Genomic DNA, 24111 nt, shown 5'->3' with positions numbered 1-24111 from the left:
AACCGATGGTCATAGGAGCCGTGGGAATCGTCATCTACTGCGGGCACATCACCGTGAAGGACATCATCGCCGACCTGCGTCAGGAGGGCTTTCTCGTCAACCCCTTGTCCAGCAAATGGCGCGGGTGGACGTTGGACAAGGCCTTCAGGAGGCTGTTTTTCACGAAGGGGTTGTCCCGCTCCAAGGTGGAGAGGAGTTCCTTCATCCTCTTGCGCTGCAGGTCCGCGGTCCCGCAGACGGGACAGCAGCAGCAGACCACGGGAAAACGGTTGTTGCGCGAGAACGGGATAATATCCTTCTCCGGAACGTAGACCAGCGGCCTGATGACCGTAGTGACGCCGTTGTCCGCCAGCATGCTCGGGGCCATCGCCTTCAGTGAGCCGACGAAGAACTGGTTTAAAAGCAGCGTCTCGACGAAATCATCCATGTGGTGCCCGAGCGCGAGCTTGTTGCACCCCATCTGCTGCGCGAGGGTGTACAGGGTGCCGCGCTTTAGCCTCGCGCAGATCGAGCAGTAGGAGGAGTTCGGGCGCCGCTTCTCGGAGATGATGTCGTAGTGCTCGGTCTTCTCCATGTGATAGGTGAAGCCGTGCTCCTTCAGGTGCTCCTCGATGATGTCGGCGCGGTACCCCCGGTAGCCGGAATCGATGTTGATGGCGACCAGTTCGTAGCGCACCGGAGCGCGCCGACGCAGGGTCTCCAGCACGTGCAGCATCGCGTAGGAATCCTTCCCCCCTGAAACCGCGACCGCGACGCGGTCCCCTTCCGAGATAAGGTCAAACTCCGAAATTGCCCTGCCGACCCTATTCTTGATGCGCGTGAAGAGCGCGTCCTCAATAAGCGCCACGTGTCCCTCCCGCGCGTAGATCTTTTCTTGTCATCGTTGCCGCTCTCACCCTGACCTACTGCTGCGTGCCGAGGACGCGGGCACGGAAAGCCTCGATGCCGATCTCCTCTATCAGCCTACCCAATCGCCCCTGCTGCGGGTCGTTCTTGTAGACCTCTACCACCTTTGCTACCACCTCGAGCACTTCTTCTTCGGTCTGGATGTTGTCCACGAGCATCTCGCCCAGGCGCGGACGGGGACCCGCATTCCCCCCGACGAGGACGCGCCACCCCTTGTTGTGGCCAACGATGCCGATGTCCTTCACGCCGGACTCGGCGCAGGCGAGCAGGCAGCCGGAGACCCCCATCTTCATCTTGTTGGGGAGTTCCATGGCGTGGTAGATCTTGTCCAGCTTGAGGCCGAGCGACGCGGAGTCGAGCACCGCACGCTTGCACTGTTGGGTGCCGGGGCAGATCCGGATGCTTCTCACGCACAGGCCGATGGCGGCACCCGGCTCCTCGGCGAGGTCGGTCCAGACCGCGTCCAGTTCTTCTTCCTTCACGCCGAACATGGCGATGCGCTGCGCCGAGGTGATCTTCAGGGTGAGCCCGTACTTGTCGGCCACGTCACAGATCTTTCTCAGCGTGGCGGTGTCGGTGAAGCCCCCGGGGATATGCGGCGCGATGGCGTAGGTCTCACGGTCGCGCTGCAGGATGGCGCCTTTTTGCAGGATGTCTTTCTTCATCTCGGTCATCATCTGCTCCTTAGTCTCGATTGAAATTGATGCAGGTCAAAATAAGTTAAAAGCCGCTTTTCGGGTTTTCTCTTTTATGAATCTAACCAGTTCCACAGCGATCTCGTATTTGCCGAAGGGGGGGATGAGGTAAAACCCGCCCGCCTTGGCGCCTGCCGCCTCGATGAATTCCCTGGCTATGGCAAGCCCCTCGGCGACTCCTTCCTCGCCGGTCTTCCCGGCCATGCGCTTCCGGATCTCCTCGGGGATGACGATGCCAGGGACCTCGTTGTGCAGAAACTCGGCGTTACGCCCGGATACCAGCGGCAACACGCCGGGTAGGATGGGGATACCAAGACCGGCGGTGCGCTCCATCATCTCCTCGAAACGGGCGATGTCGTAGATCGGCTGGGTCTGGACGAAGCGGGCGCCGTTGGCGACCTTCTTCTCGAGGCGCCCCACCTGCACGTCCATCCGCTGCGTGTTCGGGTTGAAGGCGGCCCCCAAGGTGAAGCCGGTACCGGCGCCGATCGGGTTGCCGAGCGCGTTCACCCCGCGGTTCAGATCGCTCAAAAGCTTAAGGAGAGTGAACGAGTTGAGGTCGAAGACCGAGGAGGCCCCGGCCTCGTCGCCAAGGCTCGCGGGATCGCCGGTGACGGCGAGGATGGAGGTGACCCCCAAAAGGCTCGCCCCCATCAGGTCGGACTGCATCCCGATCAGGTTACGGTCGCGGCAGGTGACGTGGGCGATCACCTCGATGCCGACCTCGCGGCGGATAGTCGCGGCGAGGGCTAGGTTCCCCATGCGCACGCGCGCGAGCGGGTTCTCGGCGAGGTTTATGGCGTGCGCCCCAGCCGCCTTGAGTGCCCGGCTCCCGGCCAGCACCCTCTCGCAGTCGAGCCCCTTCGGAGGGTCGAGTTCAACGGTGATCACTGGCTCCACGCCCCAGGCGTCGAGGAAACGGCCTGAGAGCTCCCCTCGCCCTTCGGGCCGGCGCCCACCGAAGGGCTCTGGTCCGCAGGCGGGAGAGGGGCCGGGGGTGAGGGCCTCGCTCCGGGCAACTTCTTCACTGCGTGTTACCACACTCACCAGCCCAGCGGGCACCCTCTCCCTGGGGGATAGGGTAGAACCCTGCAGCCGCTCCGCCATCACCCTGATGTGTTCCGGCGTGGTACCGCAGCACCCACCCACCAGGGAGGCACCGGCTTCGACCAGTTCCTCGGCGCGGTCGGCGAAGTACTCGGGCGTGGTGCGGTAGATGTAGCGCCCTTCCAGGTATTCGGGGAAACCGCTGTTGGGATAGGCGGCGATCGGGAGGGAGCAGGCGGCCGCAATCCGCTTCACCGTGGCGAGGAGCTCGAGCGGTCCGGCGCCGCAGTTGGCACCGACTAGGTCAGCCCCGGCTGCGGCAAGGCGCTGCGCGGCGTCCTCGGCGCGGGTCCCGCCGGGGAGACGCCCCCCTTCACCGAAGGCTAGGTTGGCGACCACCGGGAGCCCGGTCTCTTTTGCGGCGGCAAGCGCTGTGAGGAGCTCGTCGAGCTCAGAGAAGGTCTCAAGGATCAGCAGATCCACGCCACCGTCGGCGAGGGCCGACGACTGGACCCGGAAGTACTCCGCGATCTGCTCGGCGGAGAGTTCCGCCTTGCCGCGCCCGAGCGGACCGATGGAGCCGGCCACGAAGACGTCACGACCAGACGCGGCGCTTTTCGCGAGCTGCGCCCCCTTGCGGTTGACCTCGGCCACCTTGGCGCCCAGACCGATGGCGGAGAGCTTGGCGCAGTTGGCGCCGAAGGTGTTGGTCTCGATGACCTGGGCTCCGGCGTCGAGGTACTCGCGGTGCAGCTCCAGCACGAGCTCCGGACGCACCAGGTTCAGGTGCTCGAAGTTTGCCTCCGGCGCCACCCCCTTGGCGTAGAGCATGGTGCCGATGGCGCCGTCGCCGACAAGGACACCCGCCGCGATGCGCTCCAGGAAGCCTTCCCTCATCGGGCGCCCCCGAGCACCTTCATCAGGTGCGGAACCAGCTGTTTCTTACGCGACATGACACCCTTCATCTCGAAGACGTGCGGCTCGGGCTGCGGGTACCCCATGAAGCGGACGAAGGCCTGTCCCCCTTCCATGACGAACATGGTGCTTTCGCTCGAGATGTCGGTGACCATGAGGCCGGCAAGCTCCAGCCCCTCCTTTTCACGCCGTGCCGCGAGCGCCTTGCGCAATTCCACCTTCATCTCGTAGAACTCGTCGAAGCCGAACACCTCGACCTGCCCGACGCCGAAGGTCACCTCGCCCTGGCTGAAGAGCTTGAAGTCGGAGCCGACCACGCGCTCGGGGCTTCCGTAACCGGAAAGGGCCCCCGAGGCTGCGAAGATCTCGGCGCCGAAGGACTCCCAGTCGAGCCCGGCAATTCCCGCAAGCCGCTCCACGGCGTCACGGTCGCGCTGCGTCGTGGTCGGCGACTTGAGGATCACCGTGTCCGAGAGGATCCCGGCGAGTAGGAGTGCAGCGATCTCGGCGGGGGGGAGCATGCGGTGCTCGTCGTAGAGCGACGCGACGATGGTGCAGGTGCTCCCGACCGGCGCGGTGATGAAGGGGATCGGGTGGCTCGTCGGGGCGTTCCCAAGCTTGTGATGGTCCACCACTTCGAGGATCTCCACGTCCTCTGCGCCCGGTACCGCCTGGCCGAGTTCGTTGTGGTCCACGAGGATCAGGGCGTAGGGGAGCGGCGCGAAGAGCGAAGACTTGGTGGCGACGCCGGCGAGGGTCCCGTCCTCCTCGAGGGCTAAGACCGCGGTCTCGCCGGAATGCAGGAGCTTGTCGCGCAGGCGCCCAAGCGGCTCATCCACGGAGACGCTCTCGAAACTCGGAACGGCAAGCTCGAGAACCGGAGTCGCGAGCCTGGCGCGGGAGACGGTCGCCGCGGTGTCGAGCGGCGTCGTCAAGAGGGCAACGCCGCGGGAGGCAGCGGCACGCACGGTCTCATCGGAGACGGCAAGGCCGCCGGTCACGATGAGCAGGCGCACGCCGCGCTCGATCGAGGCGAGTTGGATGGAAGCCCGGTCGCCGGTAACCACGATAAGGGTGGCGGGGTCGCAGGCGGCGATCCTGTCGAGGAAGGATTCCTCCCCCATCGCGCCGACGAAGAGATGCAGGTGTTCCACTGCCGTGTCCGGAGCGCCGGCGAGGAAGCTACCCACGAGGCAGTCGGCAAGCGAGGCGAGCGAGGCGGAAACCAGGCGCAGGGAGTCCGGCCCGGTGACAAGGAAGCGCTCGGCGATCTTTCGGAGCGGGATCACCCCCTTCGGGACGCCGGCGTCGTCGACCACCGGAAGGATCCTGATGGAGTTGTGGTGGAATTCTTCCAGCGCGTTCAACAGCGGCGCCCCGGCCGGCACGGTGACCGGCGAGCGTTGGATCACGTCGCGCACCTTCGGGTGTACGTCGGCCAGGTAGAGCGGCGCTTCGATCCCCAGACGGGGGAGGAGCCAGGTGGTCTGCGGGTTCAGGCTGCCCGCCATCGCCGCGGTGACGCGCTCGTTGCCGAGCTCGCGTTTCAAATGGGCGTAGGCGATGGCCGAGGCGACCGAGTCGGTGTCCGGGTTCCTGTGGCCGATTACGAAGATCTGTTTGTCCATGTTTCCCTTCAACCGCCCGCCGCAGTTCCGGCAGGCGGAGTTAAATATTAAATTGGTCGTTTTTTTGCGGAGACCCGTATAGAATGACCGCCGCACAAAAAGTCAAAAGGAGAGTCAGGCATGCACGCAGCGGTACAGTGGCTGGTAGAAACGATAGGCGCGATGGGATACCCGGGGATCTTCCTCCTGATGGCGATGGAAAGCTCCGTCTTCCCGATCCCCAGCGAGCTCGTGATGCCGCCCGCCGGCTACCTGGCGCAGCAGGGGCAGATGAACATGTTCGCGGCCATCGCCTGCGGCACCGTGGGGAGCCTTATCGGCGCCTACGCCAACTACTACGCGGCCCACTACCTCGGCCGTCCTCTGGTTCTCAAGTACGGCAAGTACGTCTTCATCACCGAGGAGAAGTTCGCCAAGGTGGAGCGCTTCTTCAAGGATCACGGCGAAATCTCCACCTTCATCGGGAGGCTTCTGCCGGTGGTCAGGCACCTGATCTCGCTTCCCGCCGGACTTGCCGGGATGAACCACGTGAAGTTCTCGCTCTACACGCTTTTGGGCGCCGGGATCTGGGTCACCGTGCTCACCTTCATCGGCTACTTCATCGGGAGCAACCAGGAACTGATCATGAAGTACTCGCACCAGGCGCTCATCGGCGTCATCATCGTGAGTGCAGTGATCATCACCATCTACGTGAAGCTGCAGCGCAGAAACGGCGCCAGCTCGCCGGAATAACCCACATAAATGAAGGGCGGGTCCAAGACCCGCCCTCAGATAACGCCTTTGTTACCCGTCGCGGGGGGGAGCCCCCGCGTCACCCTTCGAAACTCCCGCCTTACTTGGGAACCTTCTCCCAGTCTTCCAGAAACTTCTTGATCCCCGCGTCAGTGAGCGGGTGCTTGGCAAGCTGCAGCATGACCGAGTACGGGATGGTGCAGACGTCGGCGCCGATCAGTGCGGAGTTCAGCACGTGCACCGGGTTCCTGATGCTCGCCACGATGATCTGGGCGTCCATGCCGTAGTTGTCGAATATGGTCCTGATCTCTTCGATGATCCCCATGCCGTCCTGGGAGATGTCGTCCAGGCGGCCGACGAACGGGGAGACGTAGGTGGCGCCCGCCTTGGCGGCGAGGAGAGCCTGCATCGGGGAGAAGATCAGCGTGACGTTGGTCTTGATCCCCTGCTTGTGCAGGGTCTTGGTCGCCTTGAGCCCTTCCGGGGTCATCGGGAGCTTGATGACGATGTTCGGGTGGATCTTAGCGAGCTCGGTCGCCTCGGCGATCATGCCGTCGTGTTCAAGGGAAATGACCTCGGCGGAGATCGGGCCGTCCACGATCTCAGTGATCTCCTTGATCACTTCCTCAAAACGCCGGCCACTCTTGGCGATCAGGGAGGGGTTGGTGGTGACGCCGTCCACCAGGCCCAGTTCGTTGGCCTCCCGAATTTCCTTAACATCCGCTGTGTCGATAAAAAACTTCATCTTTCCTCCGGTTGGTTGTTTATTGCCGCTGTTGCATCGCTTCGAATTTCCTCAGGCACTCCATGGAGCAGAAGTGATATCGCTTCCCCTCCAGCCTGCCGACCACCGCGTCGGCCTCGGCTATGTACACGCCGCAGACCGGATCCTGAAAGGTCTCGGCGGCGCTTTTTTCCTGCTTCTCTATCTTTTGGGGCGCTTTCCCCACGAACATGCGGTACACGAGGTACCCTAAAAGCGCCCAGATCAAAAATTTCACGTTTCCCCCTAGATCCTGACCACCTTCTCGGGAGAGGTCAGTTCCGTCAACAGTTCGATGATTCGCTTGCCCAGGGTCGGGTGTACCAGGTCGGGGGCGAGGTCGGCCAGCGGCTGGAGGGCGAAACGACGCTCGGCAAGGCGCGGATGCGGGATGGTGAGTTCGTCGCCGGTCATGACCAGCTCGCCGTAGAGGAGGATGTCGAGGTCCATGCTGCGTGCGCCCCAGCGCTGCGAAGGCGCCCGGTGAAAGACCTCCTTTTCCAGCCGCTTCAGCCGTGCCAGGAGGTCGAGCGGCGCAAGCTCCGTGTTGAGGCGCACCACGGCGTTGTAGAAGTTATCCTGGGGCACCCCTCCGACCGGTTCGGTCTCGTAGAAGGGGGACACCGCGGTGACACGCGTTTGCGGCAGCTTCCCGAGCTCGGCAATCGCCATCAGAAGCTTCAACTCGCGGTCGCCGATGTTGCTCCCCAGTCCTATGTACGCGCATTGTTCCACAGCGGCAGATTAGAACATAAATCCCTTTTTTTTTCAACCCTGCCCGAGGAACTCCGGCTTGCGAGGTAAATTAGATGCTATAGTGTAGAATCTTAATTTGCCGTCACCATGGCCACTCCTCATGGGCGGCCACGGACCAACAACAGGAGAATGCGTGAACGCTGCAGAGATTGCCGAAATGGAAACCGGCGAACTGGTGCACCTCGGGAAGGAGGCGCTGGAAACGCGCCGTTTCACGGTGGCACAACGCTACCTGCATGCCGCCCTGGAAAAGGAGCGCACGCCTGAGCACCTCTCCCTGTACGCCCTGGCTCTGGCCCAGGCGACAGGAAACGTGCAGACGGCAGTGGCCCTGTGCCAGGAGGCGGTCAAGAGGGAGCCCAAAAACTCGAATCATTTCCTGCGCCTTGGCACCGTGTACCTCGCCGCCGGAAGGAAGAAAGAGGCAATCAGGGCGCTGCACCTGGGGCTCAGGGTGGGGAAAAACCCGGCGATCACGAAACTTCTACAGACACTTGGGCAGCGGGAACGGCCGGTGCTCCCGTTCCTTTCCAGGGGGAATCCGGTCAACAAGTATCTTGGCAAGATAAGGAGCAGCCTCTTCAAAAAGTAAAAGGCTCATCCGGGAATGCCGTGGCGGGTGCCACGAAGCGCCGCAGGGTGGGGAACTCTCTCCGGGGGAGGAGAGATCCATCTATAAATAACGGACGGAGGGACGGATGATCCAATACATTACGCTGAAAAGCAGGGAGAGGACGGAGTTGATCGACATCACCGCGCGGGTGGAGGATCTGGTCGCGGCGGCAATGGTGGGAAGCGGCACCTGTGACGTCTTCGTGCTGCACACGACGGCCGGGGTCACCGTGAACGAAGGGGCTGACCCGGCGGTGAAGCGGGACATCGCGAACTGCCTCGACCAGCTGGTGCCGGACGCGCACTACTTCACCCACGCGGAAGGAAACTCCGCGGCGCACGTGAAATCGACCCTGGTGGGGACCTGCCAGAGGCTCTTGATCGATAGGGGCAAGCTTTTGCTGGGGACCTGGCAGGCGCTCTACTTCTGCGAGTTCGACGGGCCGCGGGAGCGGCGCGTGGCGGTGAGGATCAGCGGGGATTAGGCGAAATGGTCGAAGCCGCGCCTCGGCGCGCGATAGGACGTCCCGTCGGGAGCGGTGAGTTCGATTCCTGAGCCGGCGGTGACCGTCCCAATCACGGAAACCGGGACTCCGGCGCGGGCACAGACCTCCAAGGCTTCAGCATCCCTACCTTCAGGAATACAAAACAGCAACTCATAGTCCTCCCCACCCGAGAGCGCCAGGGCGAACGGGTCTTCGGCGCACTCGGAGCGGTACTCGTCGGACAGCGGCAGCTTTGCAAGCTCCAGACAGGCACCTACACCGGACATCTCGCAGATGTGCCCCAAATCCTGCAGCACCCCGTCGCTTACATCGATCATGGCGGTGACGCACCCCGCCTCGGCAAGAGCAATCCCCGCCTCCACCCTCGGGGTCGGGTCGAGCTGCCGCGAGACCAGGAATCCCTCCCGCTCCCCGCGCATGAGCAGGTTCAGCCCTGCCGCCGCGTCCCCGACCGTTCCGGTCACGCAGACCAGGTCCCCCGGCCGTGCGCCGCTTCGCTTCAAGACCAGCTCGGGACGCTGCTCGCCGAGGGCGGTGACCGAGATGGCAAGCCCCCCCTTAGAAGCGCAGGTGTCCCCGCCGACCAGGGTCGCGCTAAAGCGCTCCGCCTGCTCCAGCATGCCGGCCATGAAGCCGTCCATGAATTCCAGAGGTACGTCCTTCGGGAGGGCGACGCCGAGCAGGAAGTGGCGCGGGCGCGCCCCCATGGCTGCGACATCGGATAGGTTGACGGAAAGCGATTTTCTGCCGAGGGTGCGCGGATCGCAGAAGGAGAGGTCGAAGTGGACCCCTTCAAGGAGCATGTCGGAGGTGATGAGGGTAACGAAGCCTTGGGTGGGAACGAGCGCCGCCGCGTCGTCCCCGATGCCCAGAAGCACCGAGGGTGACGCGGCGACGTGTGCCTTTATCCTGTCGATGAGGCCGAATTCCCCGAGTTCAGCAAGTTTCAAGCCTTGCCCCTCACCGTGGAGGATACCGGGACCCGGGTCCTCACCTTGGTCTTCGGAGGTTCAGCCTTTTCCGGCTTGGGCGCCGGGGGGGGATACTTCTCGAGTGCGACGGCCAGGACATCGTCGATGGTTGAGGCGGTGACGATCTTAAGCTTCTTGAGGATGGTCTTCGGAACGTCCTCGAGGTCCTTCTTGTTCTGCACCGGGATGATCACCGTGGTGACGCCGAGGCGCGCCGCGGCGAGGATCTTCTCCTTCAGACCGCCGATCGGGAGCACCTTGCCGCGCAGGGTGATTTCGCCGGTCATGGCAACCTCTTTTCTGACCGGGATCTTGGTGAGAGCCGATACCAGGGCGGTCGCCATGGTGACACCAGCCGAAGGGCCGTCCTTTGGAATGGCGCCGGCCGGGACGTGCACGTGGATGTCGATCGAGGAATTGAAGTCCTCGTGGATGTTAAGCTCTCCGGTCCGGGAGCGGATGTAGGAGAGCGCGGCCTGGACCGATTCCTTCATCACATCGCCCAACTGGCCGGTGAGCGTCAGCGCCCCCTTCCCCTTCATCACGGTCGCCTCGACGAAGAGCACCTCGCCGCCGACCGGGGTCCAGGCAAGGCCGGTGACCACGCCGACCTCGTTCTTATCCATCTCCTCCTCGCGCAGAAACTTCGGAGGACCGAGGTACTTGGCGACGGTGCCCGCAGTGATGACGAACTTCTCACCCCTCCCTTCGGCGTACTTCCGCGCCACCTTGCGGCAGACGCTGCCGATCTCGCGCTCAAGGTTCCGAAGCCCCGCCTCGCGGGTGTACTTGGCGATGATCGCCCGGAGGGCCTCCTCGGAGAAGACGACGATCTCCTCGGTGATGCCGTTTTCCTTCACCTGGCGCGGCACGAGGTAGCGCTTGGCGATGCCGAGTTTTTCCTCCTCTGTGTAGCCCGCGAGGTTGATAACCTCCATCCTGTCCCGCAAGGGACCGGGGATGGTGTCCATCTGGTTCGCCGTCGCGATGAACATCACGTTGGAGAGGTTGAAGGGGAGGTTAATGTAGTGATCCGAGAAGCTGTTGTTCTGCTCCGGATCGAGCACCTCTAAAAGCGCTGAGGAGGGATCCCCCCTGAAGTCGCTCCCGAGCTTGTCGAGTTCGTCGAGCATGAAGACCGGGTTGTTCGAGCCGGCCTGCTTGAGCCCCTGGATAATACGGCCGGGAAGCGCGCCGACGTAGGTGCGCCGATGCCCGCGGATCTCGGCCTCGTCGCGCACGCCCCCCAGAGAGATGCGTACGAACTTTCTCCCCATGGCGCGGGCGATGGACTTGCCGAGGCTCGTCTTGCCGACACCCGGGGGGCCGACGAAGCAGAGGATCGGGCCCTTCATCTTCTTCTTCAGCTTTCGCACCGCCAGGAACTCGAGGATGCGCTCCTTCACCTTCTCAAGGAAGTAGTGGTCCTCGTTGAGGATCTCGGAGGCGCGGTTGATCTCGAGGGAGTCCTTGGTCGCCTTCCCCCACGGGATGTCCACCATCCAGTCGAGGAAGGTCCTCAGCATACCCGCTTCAGCGGCGTCCGGATGCATCTGCTCCAGGCGCCCCAGTTGCTTCAGGGCCTCCTTCTCGACGTTTTGAGGCATCTTGGCGCTCTCGATGGACTTTCTTAGCTCCGCCATCTCCTCGCTGCGCGCGTCGCTCTCGCCTAGCTCCTGCTGGATGGCGCGCAGCTGCTCGCGCAGGTAGTACTCGCGCTGGCTCTTGCCCATCTCCTCCTTGGCGGCGGACTGGATGCGCGCCTGCATGTTGAGAAGCTCGCTCTCCTTATTCAGGAGGTCGTTCACGCGCTTTAATCGCTCCAGCGGATCGACCACCTCTAAAAGCCCCTGCGCCTCCTCGACCTTGAGCCCTATGTTGCTGGCGACCAGATCGGCCAAGGCACCCGGCTCCTGCATGTTCTCAACGATGACCATGACCTCGGGGGAAACGGCCTTGCCGAGCGCCACGATCTTCGCGAGTTCCTCTTTGACGGTACGGATGAGCGCCTCGGCCTCGAGGGTGTTCTCCGGGGCGGCGGGCTCCAGGATGCGGTCGATGCGCACCGAATAGAAGGGCTTGTCGGCCAGATATTCGGTGATGCGCGCCTTGGTGAGCCCCTGCACCAGGATCTTCACCCTGCCGTCGGGGAGCTTCAGCATGCGCATGATCATGGCGACCGTGCCGACCTCGTAGATCGCCTCGGGTGCCGGATCCTCGTCACCCACGTCCCGCTGCGTCGCAAGGAAGATCATGCGGTCCTTGGAAAGTGCGTGATCGACGGCGGCGATCGATATCTCCCGCCCCACGAAAAGCGGCAGAATCATGTAGGGATAGACAACCACGTCCCGAACCGGGAGCAGCGGCAGAACATCCGGTATGTTCAGTTCTTCGGTCTCCTGCCTGTTTTCCATGTACTTCTCCTTACTCTATCGGGATCTCCCGGATGTGCGGTTTGTCGTTCTTGCGCCAGGGGAACGCCACGGTAAGTAGGCCGTTGCGGCAGCCGGCTTTCACCCCGTCCAGGTCGGCGCCTGGGGGAACTTCGACGGCCCGGCAGAAGCGCCCGGCGGGGCGCTCGAGGCAGATATAGGTGGCGCCGGGGTCGGTCTCCTCTCGGATGTTCCCCTCGATCACCAGGGTCGAGCAGCAAAGGCTCAGGGTGATGTCTTCGCGGTTGCAACCGGGCAGCTCGGCTTCGACGACAAACGAGTTGCCGGTCTCGTAGATGTCCAACAGCGGGGCATGCTCCTTTTCGGCGACTCCCTCCCGCCCCTCCAGCGTGGTGAGATAACGGAAGATCTCGTCCATCTGCTGGCGAAACAGGTTCAACCACTCCAACGGTTCCTTCGGAATCACCGCCATTTCGCCCCTCTCGCCCGACGCCCTCTTCCCGGCCGCCGGGGCCGTGACCGCTAAAGAAAAACCGGCCCCGTGGTGCCCACCCGGACCGGTGCAGATGATTTAACCATCTTTATCATGAAAGTCAAGGTAATCCGCCCTAACCTTGGAGCCCCCGCGCCAGGCAAGGCTTCCGGGGCGCAAAGGATCGGTATCGTTAATGATTGGCGTTTTGGAATTGAATTTAGCACCCCCGATGTGTATAATCCGCCATCCTCGCACGGTCCCCAAGACCGAGCCGCCGGCGCCACGGCGCCTTCCATATCCTCATTACAATTTCAAAAGGGCCTTACATGAAACGATACGTAGCACTCTCATCGCTTTTTGCGGTGACCCTGTTCGGCACCGGCTTCAGCTGGCCTTTCCCGGCGACGAACAGCTGCCTGCAGGCGAAGAAGATCATCATGGAGCTCCCGCCGCAGGCGAGCGAGCAGAAACGAAACGACGCCGAGAAGCGCGTGGCCGAGCTCTGCCCCACCGGCGCTCCGGGGCGCTACCTGAAGGCGCTTGCCTTCGAGCGCAGCGGCAACATCGATGCGGCCATCCAGGAGTACCGCGAGACACTCGCCCTCGACCCTGAGTTCTACCCGGCGAGCGGAAACCTTGGCCTTTTGCACCAGCAGAAAGGGGCAAGCGAAGAGGCCGCGGTCGAGCTCTCCCAGGGACTAAAGGCCGGCGACCCGCGCTACCACGGCGGCCTCGCCCGTATCCTCGCCCAAAAAGACCTGCACCAACTCGCCGTCTTCCACTACACCGAGGCGCTCGCCGCCTTCCCGGAAGACGCCTCCCTGCACGGGGACCTCGCCGTCTCCTACCAGGCCCTCGGACAGCAGCAAAAAGCAGAGGACGAGTACCGCAAGGCGCTCGCCATCCAGCCCGGCAACGCACGGGCACGCCTGGGCCTTGGTGCGCTCCTGCTCACCCGCGGCGAGACCGACAAGGGTGTCAACGAGCTGAAACAGGCGGCCATCGCCGACCCGAAGAACAAGGAGGTGCACCGCCTCCTCTCCGAGGGGTACGCGAAGAAGGGGGACCAGAAGAGCGCCGACTACGAGCGCATGCTCGCCGGAATAACCATGACCGAGAAGGACGCCCCCAAGGTCGACCACATGGCGCTTGCCGAGCAACACCGGACCGCCAAGGACCTCGACATGGCGATCAGCGAGTACCGCCTGAGGCTTGCCGAGGAGCCCACCGACGCGGTAGCGCAGCAGCGTCTTGGGGATGCCCTGGTCGCAGTGGGTCGCGAAGACGAGGCGATGAACTACTACCGCGACGCGATCAGGAACAAGGCGGAAAACCCGCAGTTGCACCTGAACCTCGCCGGGATCTACGAGAGAAAGGCGCTCCTCGACGAGGCGGTGGTCGAGTACCGCCAGGTGCTCGCGAGCACGCCGGACAACGTCCAGGCCAGGCAGCGCCTCGCCGACATCTACACCCTGAGGGGGAGCTTCCCGCAGGCGCTCGAGCAGTACCAGGAGCTTGTCAAGCTGACACCTACCGACGCGGTGGCCCAGCTGAAGCTCGCACGCGCCTACGTGAACGCGAAGAACCTCGACTCTGCGATCACCGCGTACCAGACCGCGATCAAGCTCGACAGCGAGTCGCTGGATGCCCACCGCGAACTCGCCGGGCTCCTGCGCAAACGTAACGAGATGGACCAGGCCGCCGGCGAGTACCAGGAGGTGCTGCGCCTGAAAAAGGACGACCAGGACGCCCGCACCGCGCTCACCGCAATCTACGTAAAGAACAAGAATTACGACGCGCTCGCGAAGCTCCTGAAGGAAGGGGTCGAGCTTGCTCCCACCGACGCCAACGCCCATTACAAGCTAGGCCTCGTCTACGAATTCCAGAAGAACTACACCGCCGCGACCGACGAGTACAAGGAAGCGGTGAAGCTCAAGGCAGACCACGCGAAGGCGCTGAACGCGATGGGAAGGGTCCAGATGAAGGACGGCCACATCGCCGAGGCGAAGGAGTCGCTGGAGGCGGCCCGCAAGGCCGACCCGGAACTCGAGGAGGCCCAGGTCCTTTTGAGCAACATCAAGGACGAGTTCAACCCGGAACCGAGAAGCTACCGCAAGCACAAGTCCTCGAAGTCTTCCAAGGCGACGAAGGGGGGCAAGGGAAAGAAAGGGAAGAAGGGGAAGAAATCCAAGGACAGCGACGACAAGCCGTCTAAGAAGTCCTCGAAAGGGAAAAAGAGCTCCAAGAAGAAGCACAAGGAAAATTAGAGCCGCAGCCGCGGTATTGATCTACGCGAAAAAGGCAGCCGGCAACGGCTGCCTTTTTCGTTTCCCGCACTTACGCCCCCTTGCGCGCAGCCTCCCTTACATTACTATTAGCGACAGGTGATGATCCTCTTAATCTTCCACGGTCCGGAATGATGCCTCGTTGAGGCGCCCGGCGAGGAGGCCACATGAAGCCCGGTCTGTTGCGGGTGACGCTTTCTGGCGCATGCATCGCGGTGGCGCTCGCCTTACTGCCAGCAGTAGCCCAGGAGACGCCCGCCCCCCTGGAACCCGCTCTCGCTGCCGCGGTAGTCTCTCCACCTCCCCCCAGCGGGGTAAGCTCAGCCCTGAGCGCCCCCGACACCATGGTGATCAGTTGGACTCCCGCCACCTCGCTCGGAATCAGCGCCTACCGCGTCTACTATGGCAACGCCGCTGGAACGTACAACGGCGCCGAGGCCCGCGAAGGGGCTTCACCCGTCCAAATCCCCCTAACCAGCAACAGCGCCAGCCTGAGTGGGCTTTCGACCATACCGCCTGCTGCGCCGGCCGCCCCAGGGCTCGTCTCCCTCGCCCCGGCCGCAGGCGCCTTCCAGGTGACCTGGAACACGGTACCTGGCGCGACCGGTTACCGCATCTACTACAGCAAAACTAACTTCGACGACAACACACGCCCCGACACCTTCATCGATGTAGGGGAATGGGGCACCCCTCCGACGGCGCTCATGACCACCCTGCCCGGCCTCGAGGAAAACGTTTTTTACTTCGTGGCGGTTTCAGCACTGGCACAGCGCACCGTCTACGCCGCGGTCACCGCGGTGGTGAACCAGGCGCTCGCACCGGCCCCAGGAAGCGGCAACGAAAGCGTCTATTCAGAGGAAACAAGCCAGGGCGTCGGAACACTCCAGTTGAGCCCGCTCTCCAACCGCCTGAGCGCAACAACCACCTCGGCCGCCCCAGTCATCGTTCTTAAGGAGGGATGCTTCATCGCCACCGCCGCCTACGGCACTCCGCTCGCCTCCGAGGTACAACTGCTGCGCAGCTTCAGGGACCGCTACCTCGTAACTAACGCTCCCGGCCACGCCTTCGTAGCCTGGTATTACCGCCATGGTCCCGCCTGGGCGCACGCTATCGAGAAACACCCCTGGCTCAAGGCTTCGGTGCGCGCAGCACTACTCCCGGCCATCCTCTTCGCCTGGCTCATGCTTCACCCGCCGGTCGCCGCGGCACTGATCCTCGCCAGTGCTGTGCTGCTCCCCCTTAAGCGGCGCCGCTCCTCGCGCGCCTGACTGCGCACCAAAGAAAAAAGGCCGGGGTTGCCCCCGGCCTTTTCCTCTGTTCGCCCAGATTGTATTTTGATGTTTCTAGGATTCACCTTCGGTGAGCGGGATGATGGCCACCTTGGCCTTCCCTTCTCCGAAGAAACCCAGCTTCCTTGCCGCAGCCCGTGAAAGATCGATGAACGGGAAACTCTTCTTGCGGCAACGGTCGTTGATAACAACCGTAACTTCCTTGTCGTTGGCGAGGTTCCTGACGAGAACCTTGGTCCCCAACGGCAGGCTCTGGTGGGCGGCGGTCAACTTCTCCGGATGGTAACGCTCTCCGGAGGTGGTTGCCCTGCCATGGAACTTCCTGGCATAGTAAGTCGCTATGCCGATCAGCTTTTTCACCACCGATTTTTGCTGCGGTTCTACTTTTTCAACAGAGGATTCTGCTACCGGTTTTACTACTTGTTCTGAAGCCAGCAGGGGAAGCGTGTGGATCGGGAGGAGCATCAGGGCCAGGGCGACTATGCGCACCAGCCTGAGACTCCGCTCGGGTGATGCCATGCGCACCTCCTTTGTTGGGCGAGGCATTCGTATAACATACCCCCGCGGCGAAGTCAAGTTCCAATGAGCCCGAAGGCGGCCAACCCTTTAATCCTGCGCAGGTTTGTCTATCTGACTGCGGACACCTGTACCGGTGCAGCTTCGTGCATCCCAACCTCCTCAGGACGCCGTCCGATGTTGGTCGTGTCGTTAATGATGACCACCTCGCGCGTGGTGCCGTCCACCTCGGCAGTCGGGAACGCGTGCCTTTTGAGGACGAACCACTTCCCAGTTTCCTTGTGCAAAAGCTCGATCCCCGGAGCGGCCAGATGCCCCTTGAGCCCGTGCTCCTCGAGGAAGGAGAGGCAGTCACGCCCGACGATGTCCCGGTGCGCCTTGCCGGTGAAGGTCTCGACAGCACGGTTGAAGCGGCGGATCTTGCCGTACTGGTCGGAGAGGATGAACATGTCGGAGATGCAGTCCATGATCTCCTCCCACTCGCGCCGGATCCCCTCCATCTGGTGGAAGACGTTCTTCAGCTCTTCGTGCTTCATGTAAAGGCGTGCGTCGCTCTCGAGCAGCTCGCGCTCCATCTGGCGCTGGTCGGTGACGTCGCGCGAGATGGCGATCAGGCAGGCCTCCCCCTGGTACTCGATCACGTCCGCGGACCATAAAAGCTCCCGGATCTCGCCGGACTTCACCCGGAAGCGGACGTCCAGGTTGCGCACATGGCCGTGCTCGTTCAGAAGCTTCAGCATCACCATCCTGGCGTCGTGATCCGCCCAGAGCTGCAGGTCGGTCGAGGTCCTGCCGATGACCTCCTCCCTGCGGTAGCCGGTGATCTCCTGGAACGCCTCGTTGACGTCGATGTAGGTGCCGTCCTCGGCGCGTGTGATGACGATGGAGTCGGGGCTTGCATGGAAGGCCTTGGAGAACTTCTCTTCGGAGTTTCTGAGCGCCTGCTCCGCCTCGATGCGCCAGGTGATGTCCTGGGCGGTGCCGAGCATGTGCAGCGGTTTCCCCTGCGCGTCGTAGGTCACCTCACCCCGCGCAGACAGGGTGCGGACCGCCCCGCTTGCCAGCATGACGCGGTAGTCCATCTGGTAACTCTTGCGGTTGTAGATGGCGTCGTTCACGGAGCGGATCACCATCTCCCGGTCATCCGGGTGGACCGCCAGCAGGACGAGTTCGTGGGAAGGGGTGAAGTTGGCGGGGTCCACGTCGTGGATGCGGAACATCTCGTCGGACCAGATGAGCGTGTCGGTGGTGAGATCCCAGTCCCAGTTGCCGAGACGTGCGATGCGCTGCGCGACGGCGAGGGTGGCGCGGCTTTCCCTGAGCGCCTCCTCGACTTCCTTGTGGGCACTGATGTCGACCAGGGAGAGCACCGCCTGTTCGGTCCCTTCGATGGGGGCCCAGTTGCCGACCATGGTGCGTACCGCGCCGTTTCTGTCCACAAGCTGTACTTCGAAGCTGCGCCTTGGGGTGGCCGGCTCATCGACGAGCGGTGCGTCCGCGATCCCGTCGGAATCGCAGCTGCCGAGGAACTCGGTCCAAAGCTTCTTCCCTTCGAGCTCCTCACGCGAAAGCCCGGTGGCGTCCTCGAAGCCGCGGTTCACCGTCTGGAGCGTGCCGTCCGGGAGCACGATGGCCATGGCGGTCCCGGTGTTCTCGAATATGGCGCGATAGCGGGCCTCGGACTCCTCCAGCTGTTCCTGGGAACTGCGGCGCGAGGTGATGTCGCGCGCCGCGTAAAGGACGGTCTGGATGCCTTGTTGCAAGTCACCGATGGGATGGATGGAAATCTCTTCGTAGTGGCTGCCGCCATCCTCGGTGTGGTAGCTTACCTCGCTGCTTACCGCAGTGGCGGTGCAGACGCACTGGGAGAGCTGGCTCATGACCTGCTCGGAGAGCCCGTAGCGGGTGATCAGCTCGGGAAAGCTTCGCCCGACGGCCTCTGCTTCAGCCAGAGCGTATTTGGCCAGGAAGACGCCGTTGCAGTTGGCAATGGTGTAGTCGTCGGTCCGCACCACGCAGATCGCGTCGCGGGAGGAGGCAAGGAACATGCTGGAGAGGTCGTCGGAATGACGCAGCGCCGTCTCAACCCTGCGGCTACGCTCGCAAAGCACCGAGAGGGAGGCGAAGAACACGCCGAGCAGGCTCGCGTAGAAGGTGCGCATCCCGAGCTCGTACGCGTTCGGCGCGGTGAGCTGGTCCAGAAACGGCGCTCTCCGCAGGATCACGGCGTCGATGAGGGCGTCCCCCACCCAGAAGAGCAGGATGAAGCAGAAAGCCACCGCTATGTGCCGCTTCCAGTTGAAGGGCTTGGTCATGCGCATTCCTCCACGATGCTACGTACGGCTCATCCCCGTTTCGGCAGCAAGGCAGATAACTTGAGAGGTATCCCGGTCAAGGGATCAGTAGCGGCTCCTGCCAGCGGGGTATGATCCCCGCTTCGGCCGCCCGGTTTAGTAAAAGTCGCACGGCATCCTCCCCCTCGGGGCCGAGCCCGCGGGAGAAGTCGTTCACATAAAGGGAGATGTGGGCATCGCACACCTCGTCGCTCATCTCCTGCGAGTGGGCGCGTATGTAGGGACGCGCCACACCGGGGTGGGCAAAGGCGTACTCCACGCTAAGCGCAAGCCCACGCTCCAGGGATAAAAGCGCCTCCCGCCCGAGCGAGCGTTTCGCCGCGATGCCGCCAAGCGGTATGGGGTGCCCCGTCTCCTGCTCCCACCACTCACCCAGGTCGAGCACCTTCTTCAGGCCATACCCCTGATAGGTGAAGCGTGACTCGTGGATGATCACCCCAGCCGCGACCGAACCGTCGGCTACCGCACCCATGATCTCGTGGAACGGGAGGTAGACGAAGTCGGCAAGCGACGGGTTGAAAAGCCTCAAAAGAAGCGCCGCGGTGGTGTACTGCCCGGGGAGGGCGATCCTCTTGCCGGCGAGCTTGCCCGGGTCGATACCGTCGCGCGCGACGACCAGCGGACCGCAGCCGCGCCCGAGCGCCCCCCCGCTTCTGAGCAGGAGGTAGTCCTTCAGGATGTGCCCTAAGAGGTGGTAGGAAACCTTCGAGACGTCCAGCGTCGCGGAAAGCGCCATCCGGTTCAGGGTCTCCACGTCCTCGAGCCGCTCGCGAAAGGAAAAACCGCAGTCGACCCGCCCGTGGATCAAGGCGTCGAAGATGAAGGTGTCGTTGGGACAGGGAGAAAAGCCCAGTGTGAGCGTCGGGCGCTGCCCGTTTTCTGACATTACGCAATCCATGCCTTGTACAAGCTCCGATAAATCAGTCAAAGAGGCTCGGTTCTCTCTCAGATCCGCCCCTTGCAAAGTTTTTAAGACTCACCAATATACTACTTGAGGGAAGGTTGTGCAAGAAAAGCTTAACGAGCGCGCGATATATATAAGAGCAGCGCTGCAAACGGAAGGAAGCATACGAAGGAAAAACGGTGCAGATCAGCTCCCAAAGAGTTCATCGGGGCACTTAAGAAGGCTGAAGAGGAAGCGCTGCACCTCGCTTACGGCACGCTTTAAGTCCCAGCGCGACATGTCCCGGTCCTCCACCATGTTGCTGATGCCGCGCACCTCGAGACAGGCAACGCCGTAGATGAGCGCGACGTGGGCGAGTGCCGCCCCTTCCATGTTCTCGCAGATGCCTGGGAAGCGGCGCAGCATCTCCTCCCCGCGGCGGGAGGTCCCGGAGCAGGTGGAAACGGTGAGAAAGGGTCCGAGGGCGGCGGCAAAGCCTTCGGCAGCAGCATGCGCGAGCGCGCGTCGGGCCGGCTCAAGCGGCAGCGGGACGCGGTTGAAGACGCGCTCTCCCCTCCCCTCGTAGAGCGGGATGCCGATGAGGTCGAGCCCGCGCCACCCGTCAGGGGTCAGCACCCCCTCGTCCGCGAAACACTCGGCGTCGGCCACCGCTATATCCCCGACGCCGACCCCGCAGCCGGGAAAGGCGCCGCCGCAGCCGGTATTGACGAGAAGATCAGGCGTCAGGCGCTCGCAAAGAAGGGTCGCCGCGCAGGCGGCGTTCGCCTTGCCCATGCCGGTCTGGGCGATGAAGAGTTCCTGCCCCGCGAGCTCGGAGCGCCAAAGGGGGAGGTGCCCCACGCCGGAGAAGGGGAGTGCCGAAGCGGCCGGTATCAGCTCCGAGAGTTCCATCCTGGTTGATGCGGTGATGACGACTCGTCTCATGTGCGGCTCCAAGGTGCGTGGTTGCGCGAGTCTAGCACAGCAGTCGGCGGCAGTTCAACAGCGCTGTCAAAAAGCCGTCGAAAGTCAAAAAGCCGCTCGTCTTCCTTGGGCATCCTTGGCACCGGTTGGCCGGGACGCACGACGAGCCCAATGGTCTTCATTGGAAAAAGTGTGGCAATGCGGGAAGGTTTTGTTACAATGAGGCCTGCGACTTCGCTCCAGAAGCGGCGGCACAGGTTTTGCTGTTACTGTGGCGTTTGGTTAAGGCACGGGCAGCGCAAGCTCTCATTATCCTTCTCCCCCACGAGCTGAAGCTGCAGCGGTCCGGCGCCGAAAACGCAAAGGCGAATCGACTACGATGCGGGGGGGGAAGAACGAGCGTGCCGGAGGGCCTCCGGAGGAGCACTCGTACCCCCTTTTTTGTTGCATAACTCAAGGCCATCTAATATATTCGCACCGTTTCGACTACTCGCAGAGAAGGGTATTTCATGCCGCGCTGGATTCTCCCCCTGAACATAACCCTGGGCATCGCCATCATCGCGGTGGCAGCGCTCATCGCAGCGGACCTGCTGAGCTTCAAGATCTCCGGACTTTACCCACGTAACGCGCAGAAACCAGCCTCGCAGAGCGCGACCGCACCTGCGGCGAGCCAGGATCTCCTCACCTTCGGCCCCATTCTCGAGCGCGGCCTGTTCGGCAAGGCGACCCAGGGGAGACTGACCGCGATCGTGCAGACCGCTTCGGCCGCCGGAGGGCAGGCGGCGGCGCCTCCCCCCCCTGCCGTGAACGACCTGATCCTTTTGGGGACCGCAGTCGGCTCGTTCCGCGAAACCTTCGCGCTGGTGCTGAAGAGCTCGACCCACGAGGAGCGGGTCTTCCGCCTAGGCGACACGGTGTTCTCGGCGGGGCCGCTCGTTTCCGTCAAGAAGGACGTGGCCGAGATCCTGGTTGGAGGGAAAAGGGTGAAGATCCTCACCCCGACCGCAGCAGCGGAAGCTGCGGCGACTGCAGCGGCGGCCCCTGCGGCACCCGCGTCGGGCGGTGGTCTCGCCGCCTCCGCCGGTGCCGGAAACTACATCGTGGACCAGCGCGCCTTGAACGCTGCCCTTGACAACATCGGGCAGGCCATGACCGACGCGCGCCTCCTGCCGAGCATGAAGGACGGCAAGGTGGAGGGGTTCCGGGCCACCGAGGTGAAGCCCCAGGGGATCTTCGGCACCGTCGGCATCAGAAACGGCGACGTCCTCTTAAGGATGAACGATTTCCCGATCGACTCCCCGGAGAAGGCGATCCAGTCCTTCGCCTCGCTCAAGGGGCAGAGCCGGATCAAGCTCGACCTGATCCGGGACGGCCAGCCCACCACATTCACTTACGACATACGGTAAAGAAGGTTGCACAGAGACCCAAAGATCATCTGTCACTAAAAGCCTATAAGCTGTCACCAGCCGGTTTGAGGATCGTCTCAACCTCGACCCGGTTTTAGGGGGGTGCATTGAAAAGTAGAGTTACCCGCATAGCCGCCATGCTCATGTTCCTGATCGCCGCACCGAACCTCGTTTTCGCGAAGGGGGTGGTGCTGAACTTCACCGACGTGGACATCGCCACCATGGTGAAATTCATCAGTGACCTCACCGGCAAGAACTTCGTCATGGACGACCGGGTCAAAGGAAAGATCTCCGTCTTCTCCCCGGCCAAGCTCTCCAACGAGGAGGCGTACAACGTCTTCACCTCGGTGCTCGAGCTGAAGGGCTTCACCGTGGTGCCGGCGGGCAAGGTGATGAAGGTGGTGCCGACCGCCGCGGCCAAACAGGCCGGGGTGAAGGTGCTTTACGACGGCGAGAAGGGGGCGGTGAACGACAGCTACCAGGCACGCGTGATCCAGTTGGAGCACGTAGCACCGCAGGACGCGGTGACCTTCCTGCAGCCCCTGGTCTCCAAGGACGGCCAGATCTCCGCCTTCGGCGCCGCAAACCTCATCCTCGTCATCGACTCCGCATACAACATCCAGAAGATCCTCGGGATCCTAAAACACATCGATACGGACCAGGTGCGCGAGGGGGCCGAACTGGTCTTCCTCAAAAACGCCGCCGCTGACAGCGTCGCCACCATGGTGAAGGACTGGCTCTCCGGCAAGCAAAGCGCGAAGCCGGGAGCACCTACCGCCGCTACCGGCGCGGCTCCCGTCGTCGCCGACACCAGGCTGAACGCCCTCATCATCTTCGGCTCGGACAAGGACAAGGCCGACGTGAAGAAGCTGATCGAACTGGTTGACGTGGTGCCGCCGACCACGAGCAGCAAGGTGAACGTCTACTACCTGGAAAACGCCGAAGCGACCGAGGTCGCCAAGGTGCTGGACGGCCTCGTGAAGGGAACTTCCACCACACCTGCCGCCACAACACCGGGGAGCACCGCGGCCGCACCGCAGCAGGCCGTCTTCGAGGGTGGAAAGATCACCATCACCCCGGACAAGGCCACCAACTCGCTGGTCGTCATGGCCTCCCCGACCGACTACCAGAACCTCCTGCAGGTGATCCAGAAGCTAGATAGAAGAAGCCGCCAGGTCTTCGTACAGGCGATGATCGCCGAGGTGTCGGTGAACAAGGCCAAGGACCTCGGAGTACAGGTCGGGGCGATCAGCGCCGCGTCCAACGGCACCGCCATCTCGGTCGGCACCTTCGATCCGTTCGGCACCGTCACCAGCCTCACCACAACCTTCGCCGCCATGAAGGCCGCCGGCATCGACACCTCGGGCCTCTCCGGGAAGGTCGCCTTTCCGGTGGTGCTGCAGGCGCTCCAGACCAACGGCGCGCTGAACGTACTTTCCACCCCGAACATCATGACCAGCGACAACAAGGAGGCGGAGATCTTCGTCGGCGAGAACGTCCCCTTCCTCTCCGGCACGAACCTCACCTCGACCGGCCTCTCGCAGCAGTCCATCGAGAGGAAGGACACCGGTATCATCCTGAAGATCAAGCCGCAGATCAGCGAGGGTGAGTACGTAAAGCTCGACATCTACCAGGAGATCTCCGCGGTGAAGGACTTCGGCACCGCGACCAGCCCGAACCTGGGGAGCACCAAGCGCTCCGCCAAGACCTCGGTCGTTGTGAAGAATACGGACACCGTGCTGATCGGCGGCCTGATCCAGGACACCGACCAGGTGGTCGAGAGCAAGGTCCCCCTCTTGGGCGACATCCCGGGGCTGGGCTGGCTCTTCAAGACGAGGACCACGAAGCGGGACAAGACGAACCTCCTCATCATGCTCACCCCGCGCATCATCAAGGACGCGCGCGACCTGGCCGAGGTTTCGACGACCCAGCGGAACAACTTCTCCGATGCGGTGAAGAACAACGCCCCCTTCAACCTGGAGCGTGCCCTGGAGGAAAAGCCGAAGTCGGTGACCGCGGACAAGCCCGAAATTCGCAACCAGTAACGGCGGACAG

The 24111-nt window shown here is 63.0% G+C and carries 21 protein-coding genes; 7 read left to right on the top strand and 14 right to left on the bottom strand.

Features of this window, described 5'->3' with window-relative positions:
* Positions 1–79: 79 nt before the first annotated feature.
* Genes ttcA through E8K79_RS17295 form a run of 4 tightly spaced genes read right to left on the bottom strand, consistent with a single transcriptional unit; the run spans position 80 to position 5191 of the window.
* Positions 80–847: a tRNA 2-thiocytidine(32) synthetase TtcA gene (gene ttcA / locus E8K79_RS17310; protein ID WP_136515816.1), complete on the bottom strand. Its 768-nt coding sequence runs from the start codon at positions 845–847 to the stop codon at positions 80–82.
* Between the two features lie 55 nt (positions 848–902).
* Complete coding sequence (locus E8K79_RS17305) at positions 903–1571, bottom strand: nitrite/sulfite reductase domain-containing protein (RefSeq protein ID WP_136516017.1); 669 nt, start codon at positions 1569–1571, stop codon at positions 903–905.
* Between the two features lie 45 nt (positions 1572–1616).
* Complete coding sequence (locus E8K79_RS17300; RefSeq protein WP_136515815.1) at positions 1617–3545, bottom strand: bifunctional homocysteine S-methyltransferase/methylenetetrahydrofolate reductase; 1929 nt, start codon at positions 3543–3545, stop codon at positions 1617–1619.
* Complete coding sequence (locus E8K79_RS17295) at positions 3542–5191, bottom strand: putative manganese-dependent inorganic diphosphatase (protein ID WP_136515814.1); 1650 nt, start codon at positions 5189–5191, stop codon at positions 3542–3544. Before E8K79_RS17295 ends, E8K79_RS17300 begins: the two co-directional genes overlap by 4 nt.
* Before the next feature lie 120 nt (positions 5192–5311).
* Here E8K79_RS17295 and E8K79_RS17290 point away from each other — a divergent pair, with 120 nt between their 5' ends.
* Positions 5312–5923, top strand: a complete 612-nt coding sequence (locus E8K79_RS17290) for a DedA family protein (protein WP_136515813.1) — start codon at positions 5312–5314, stop codon at positions 5921–5923.
* Positions 5924–6023: 100 nt separating this feature from the next.
* Here the strand turns inward: E8K79_RS17290 and fsa are convergent, their stop codons facing one another.
* From fsa to folK, 3 genes are read right to left on the bottom strand one after another with little or no spacing between them, the layout of a single operon-like run.
* Positions 6024–6668: a fructose-6-phosphate aldolase gene (gene fsa, locus E8K79_RS17285; protein WP_135868390.1), complete on the bottom strand. Its 645-nt coding sequence runs from the start codon at positions 6666–6668 to the stop codon at positions 6024–6026.
* Positions 6669–6687: 19 nt separating this feature from the next.
* On the bottom strand, positions 6688–6924 hold the full coding sequence (locus E8K79_RS17280) for a YHS domain-containing protein (protein WP_198419364.1): 237 nt from the start codon (positions 6922–6924) through the stop codon (positions 6688–6690).
* Positions 6925–6932: 8 nt separating this feature from the next.
* Entirely contained in the window at positions 6933–7421 is a 489-nt protein-coding gene (gene folK, locus E8K79_RS17275) for a 2-amino-4-hydroxy-6-hydroxymethyldihydropteridine diphosphokinase (protein WP_136515812.1), read from the bottom strand.
* A gap of 154 nt (positions 7422–7575) precedes the next feature.
* On the opposite strand from folK, the gene E8K79_RS17270 reads away from it, so the two are divergent.
* Both E8K79_RS17270 and E8K79_RS17265 read left to right on the top strand, forming a co-directional pair.
* On the top strand, positions 7576–8034 hold the full coding sequence (locus E8K79_RS17270; protein ID WP_246043863.1) for a tetratricopeptide repeat protein: 459 nt from the start codon (positions 7576–7578) through the stop codon (positions 8032–8034).
* A 106-nt stretch (positions 8035–8140) separates the two neighbouring features.
* Complete coding sequence (locus E8K79_RS17265) at positions 8141–8539, top strand: secondary thiamine-phosphate synthase enzyme YjbQ (RefSeq protein WP_135868393.1); 399 nt, start codon at positions 8141–8143, stop codon at positions 8537–8539.
* On the opposite strand, the gene thiL is transcribed toward E8K79_RS17265, so the two are convergent.
* The 3 genes from thiL to E8K79_RS17250 are packed head-to-tail and all read right to left on the bottom strand — an operon-like array spanning position 8536 to position 12396.
* Positions 8536–9510 carry a thiamine-phosphate kinase gene (thiL, locus tag E8K79_RS17260; RefSeq protein WP_136515810.1) on the bottom strand — a complete coding sequence of 325 codons (975 nt, stop codon included), beginning with the start codon at positions 9508–9510 and terminating at the stop codon, positions 8536–8538. The genes E8K79_RS17265 and thiL overlap by 4 nt on opposite strands.
* Positions 9507–11945 (bottom strand): endopeptidase La, encoded by a 2439-nt coding sequence (lon, locus tag E8K79_RS17255; RefSeq protein WP_136515809.1) that lies wholly within the window; start codon positions 11943–11945, stop codon positions 9507–9509. Before lon ends, thiL begins: the two co-directional genes overlap by 4 nt.
* 10 nt (positions 11946–11955) lie before the next feature.
* The gene (locus E8K79_RS17250; protein WP_135868396.1) at positions 11956–12396 is read right to left on the bottom strand and encodes an Hsp20/alpha crystallin family protein; all 441 of its coding nucleotides are present in this window, start codon (positions 12394–12396) and stop codon (positions 11956–11958) included.
* A gap of 329 nt (positions 12397–12725) precedes the next feature.
* Here E8K79_RS17250 and E8K79_RS21755 point away from each other — a divergent pair, with 329 nt between their 5' ends.
* Positions 12726–14666 carry a tetratricopeptide repeat protein gene (locus E8K79_RS21755; protein WP_136515808.1) on the top strand — a complete coding sequence of 647 codons (1941 nt, stop codon included), beginning with the start codon at positions 12726–12728 and terminating at the stop codon, positions 14664–14666.
* Positions 14667–14851: 185 nt separating this feature from the next.
* Positions 14852–15952, top strand: coding sequence for a CFI-box-CTERM domain-containing protein (locus E8K79_RS17240; protein WP_136515807.1), 1101 nt, complete (start codon positions 14852–14854; stop codon positions 15950–15952).
* Positions 15953–16027: 75 nt separating this feature from the next.
* On the opposite strand, the gene E8K79_RS17235 is transcribed toward E8K79_RS17240, so the two are convergent.
* The 4 genes from E8K79_RS17235 to mqnB all read right to left on the bottom strand — a co-directional run bounded on the left by E8K79_RS17235 (position 16028) and on the right by mqnB (position 20671).
* Positions 16028–16492, bottom strand: a complete 465-nt coding sequence (locus tag E8K79_RS17235; RefSeq protein ID WP_129127254.1) for a septal ring lytic transglycosylase RlpA family protein — start codon at positions 16490–16492, stop codon at positions 16028–16030.
* Between the two features lie 107 nt (positions 16493–16599).
* On the bottom strand, positions 16600–18804 hold the full coding sequence (locus E8K79_RS17230) for a PAS domain S-box protein (protein ID WP_136515806.1): 2205 nt from the start codon (positions 18802–18804) through the stop codon (positions 16600–16602).
* A gap of 76 nt (positions 18805–18880) precedes the next feature.
* A complete protein-coding gene (locus tag E8K79_RS17225) occupies positions 18881–19729 on the bottom strand; it encodes a 1,4-dihydroxy-6-naphthoate synthase (RefSeq protein ID WP_198419843.1) in 849 nt (282 codons plus the stop codon).
* Positions 19730–19933: 204 nt separating this feature from the next.
* Positions 19934–20671, bottom strand: coding sequence for a futalosine hydrolase (gene mqnB / locus E8K79_RS17220; protein ID WP_136515804.1), 738 nt, complete (start codon positions 20669–20671; stop codon positions 19934–19936).
* 488 nt (positions 20672–21159) lie between these two features.
* Here mqnB and gspC point away from each other — a divergent pair, with 488 nt between their 5' ends.
* Positions 21160–22056, top strand: coding sequence for a type II secretion system protein GspC (gene gspC, locus E8K79_RS17215; protein ID WP_136515803.1), 897 nt, complete (start codon positions 21160–21162; stop codon positions 22054–22056).
* A 137-nt stretch (positions 22057–22193) separates the two neighbouring features.
* Positions 22194–24101, top strand: coding sequence for a type II secretion system secretin GspD (gene gspD, locus E8K79_RS17210; RefSeq protein ID WP_162604717.1), 1908 nt, complete (start codon positions 22194–22196; stop codon positions 24099–24101).
* The last annotated feature ends 10 nt before the right edge of the window (positions 24102–24111 follow it).

Origin of the sequence: Geomonas edaphica (genome assembly GCF_004917075.1) — a bacterium.
GTDB lineage: Bacteria > Desulfobacterota > Desulfuromonadia > Geobacterales > Geobacteraceae > Geomonas > Geomonas edaphica.
This window is presented reverse-complemented; position numbering and strand designations above follow the sequence as displayed.

Bases quoted from the DNA above. Each gene is read 5' to 3' on its own strand.
- E8K79_RS17305 (WP_136516017.1), bottom strand. From the start codon at position 1,571: ATGAAGAAAGACATCCTGCAAAAAGGCGCCATCCTGCAGCGCGACCGT.
- E8K79_RS17300 (WP_136515815.1), bottom strand. From the start codon at position 3,545: ATGAGGGAAGGCTTCCTGGAGCGCATCGCGGCGGGTGTCCTTGTCGGC.
- E8K79_RS17295 (WP_136515814.1), bottom strand. From the start codon at position 5,191: ATGGACAAACAGATCTTCGTAATCGGCCACAGGAACCCGGACACCGAC.
- E8K79_RS17290 (WP_136515813.1), top strand. From the start codon at position 5,312: ATGCACGCAGCGGTACAGTGGCTGGTAGAAACGATAGGCGCGATGGGA.
- fsa (WP_135868390.1), bottom strand. From the start codon at position 6,668: ATGAAGTTTTTTATCGACACAGCGGATGTTAAGGAAATTCGGGAGGCC.
- E8K79_RS17265 (WP_135868393.1), top strand. From the start codon at position 8,141: ATGATCCAATACATTACGCTGAAAAGCAGGGAGAGGACGGAGTTGATC.
- lon (WP_136515809.1), bottom strand. From the start codon at position 11,945: ATGGAAAACAGGCAGGAGACCGAAGAACTGAACATACCGGATGTTCTG.
- E8K79_RS17250 (WP_135868396.1), bottom strand. From the start codon at position 12,396: ATGGCGGTGATTCCGAAGGAACCGTTGGAGTGGTTGAACCTGTTTCGC.
- E8K79_RS21755 (WP_136515808.1), top strand. From the start codon at position 12,726: ATGAAACGATACGTAGCACTCTCATCGCTTTTTGCGGTGACCCTGTTC.
- E8K79_RS17240 (WP_136515807.1), top strand. From the start codon at position 14,852: ATGAAGCCCGGTCTGTTGCGGGTGACGCTTTCTGGCGCATGCATCGCG.
- E8K79_RS17235 (WP_129127254.1), bottom strand. From the start codon at position 16,492: ATGGCATCACCCGAGCGGAGTCTCAGGCTGGTGCGCATAGTCGCCCTG.
- E8K79_RS17230 (WP_136515806.1), bottom strand. From the start codon at position 18,804: ATGACCAAGCCCTTCAACTGGAAGCGGCACATAGCGGTGGCTTTCTGC.
- E8K79_RS17225 (WP_198419843.1), bottom strand. From the start codon at position 19,729: ATGTCAGAAAACGGGCAGCGCCCGACGCTCACACTGGGCTTTTCTCCC.
- mqnB (WP_136515804.1), bottom strand. From the start codon at position 20,671: ATGAGACGAGTCGTCATCACCGCATCAACCAGGATGGAACTCTCGGAG.
- gspC (WP_136515803.1), top strand. From the start codon at position 21,160: ATGCCGCGCTGGATTCTCCCCCTGAACATAACCCTGGGCATCGCCATC.
- gspD (WP_162604717.1), top strand. From the start codon at position 22,194: ATGCTCATGTTCCTGATCGCCGCACCGAACCTCGTTTTCGCGAAGGGG.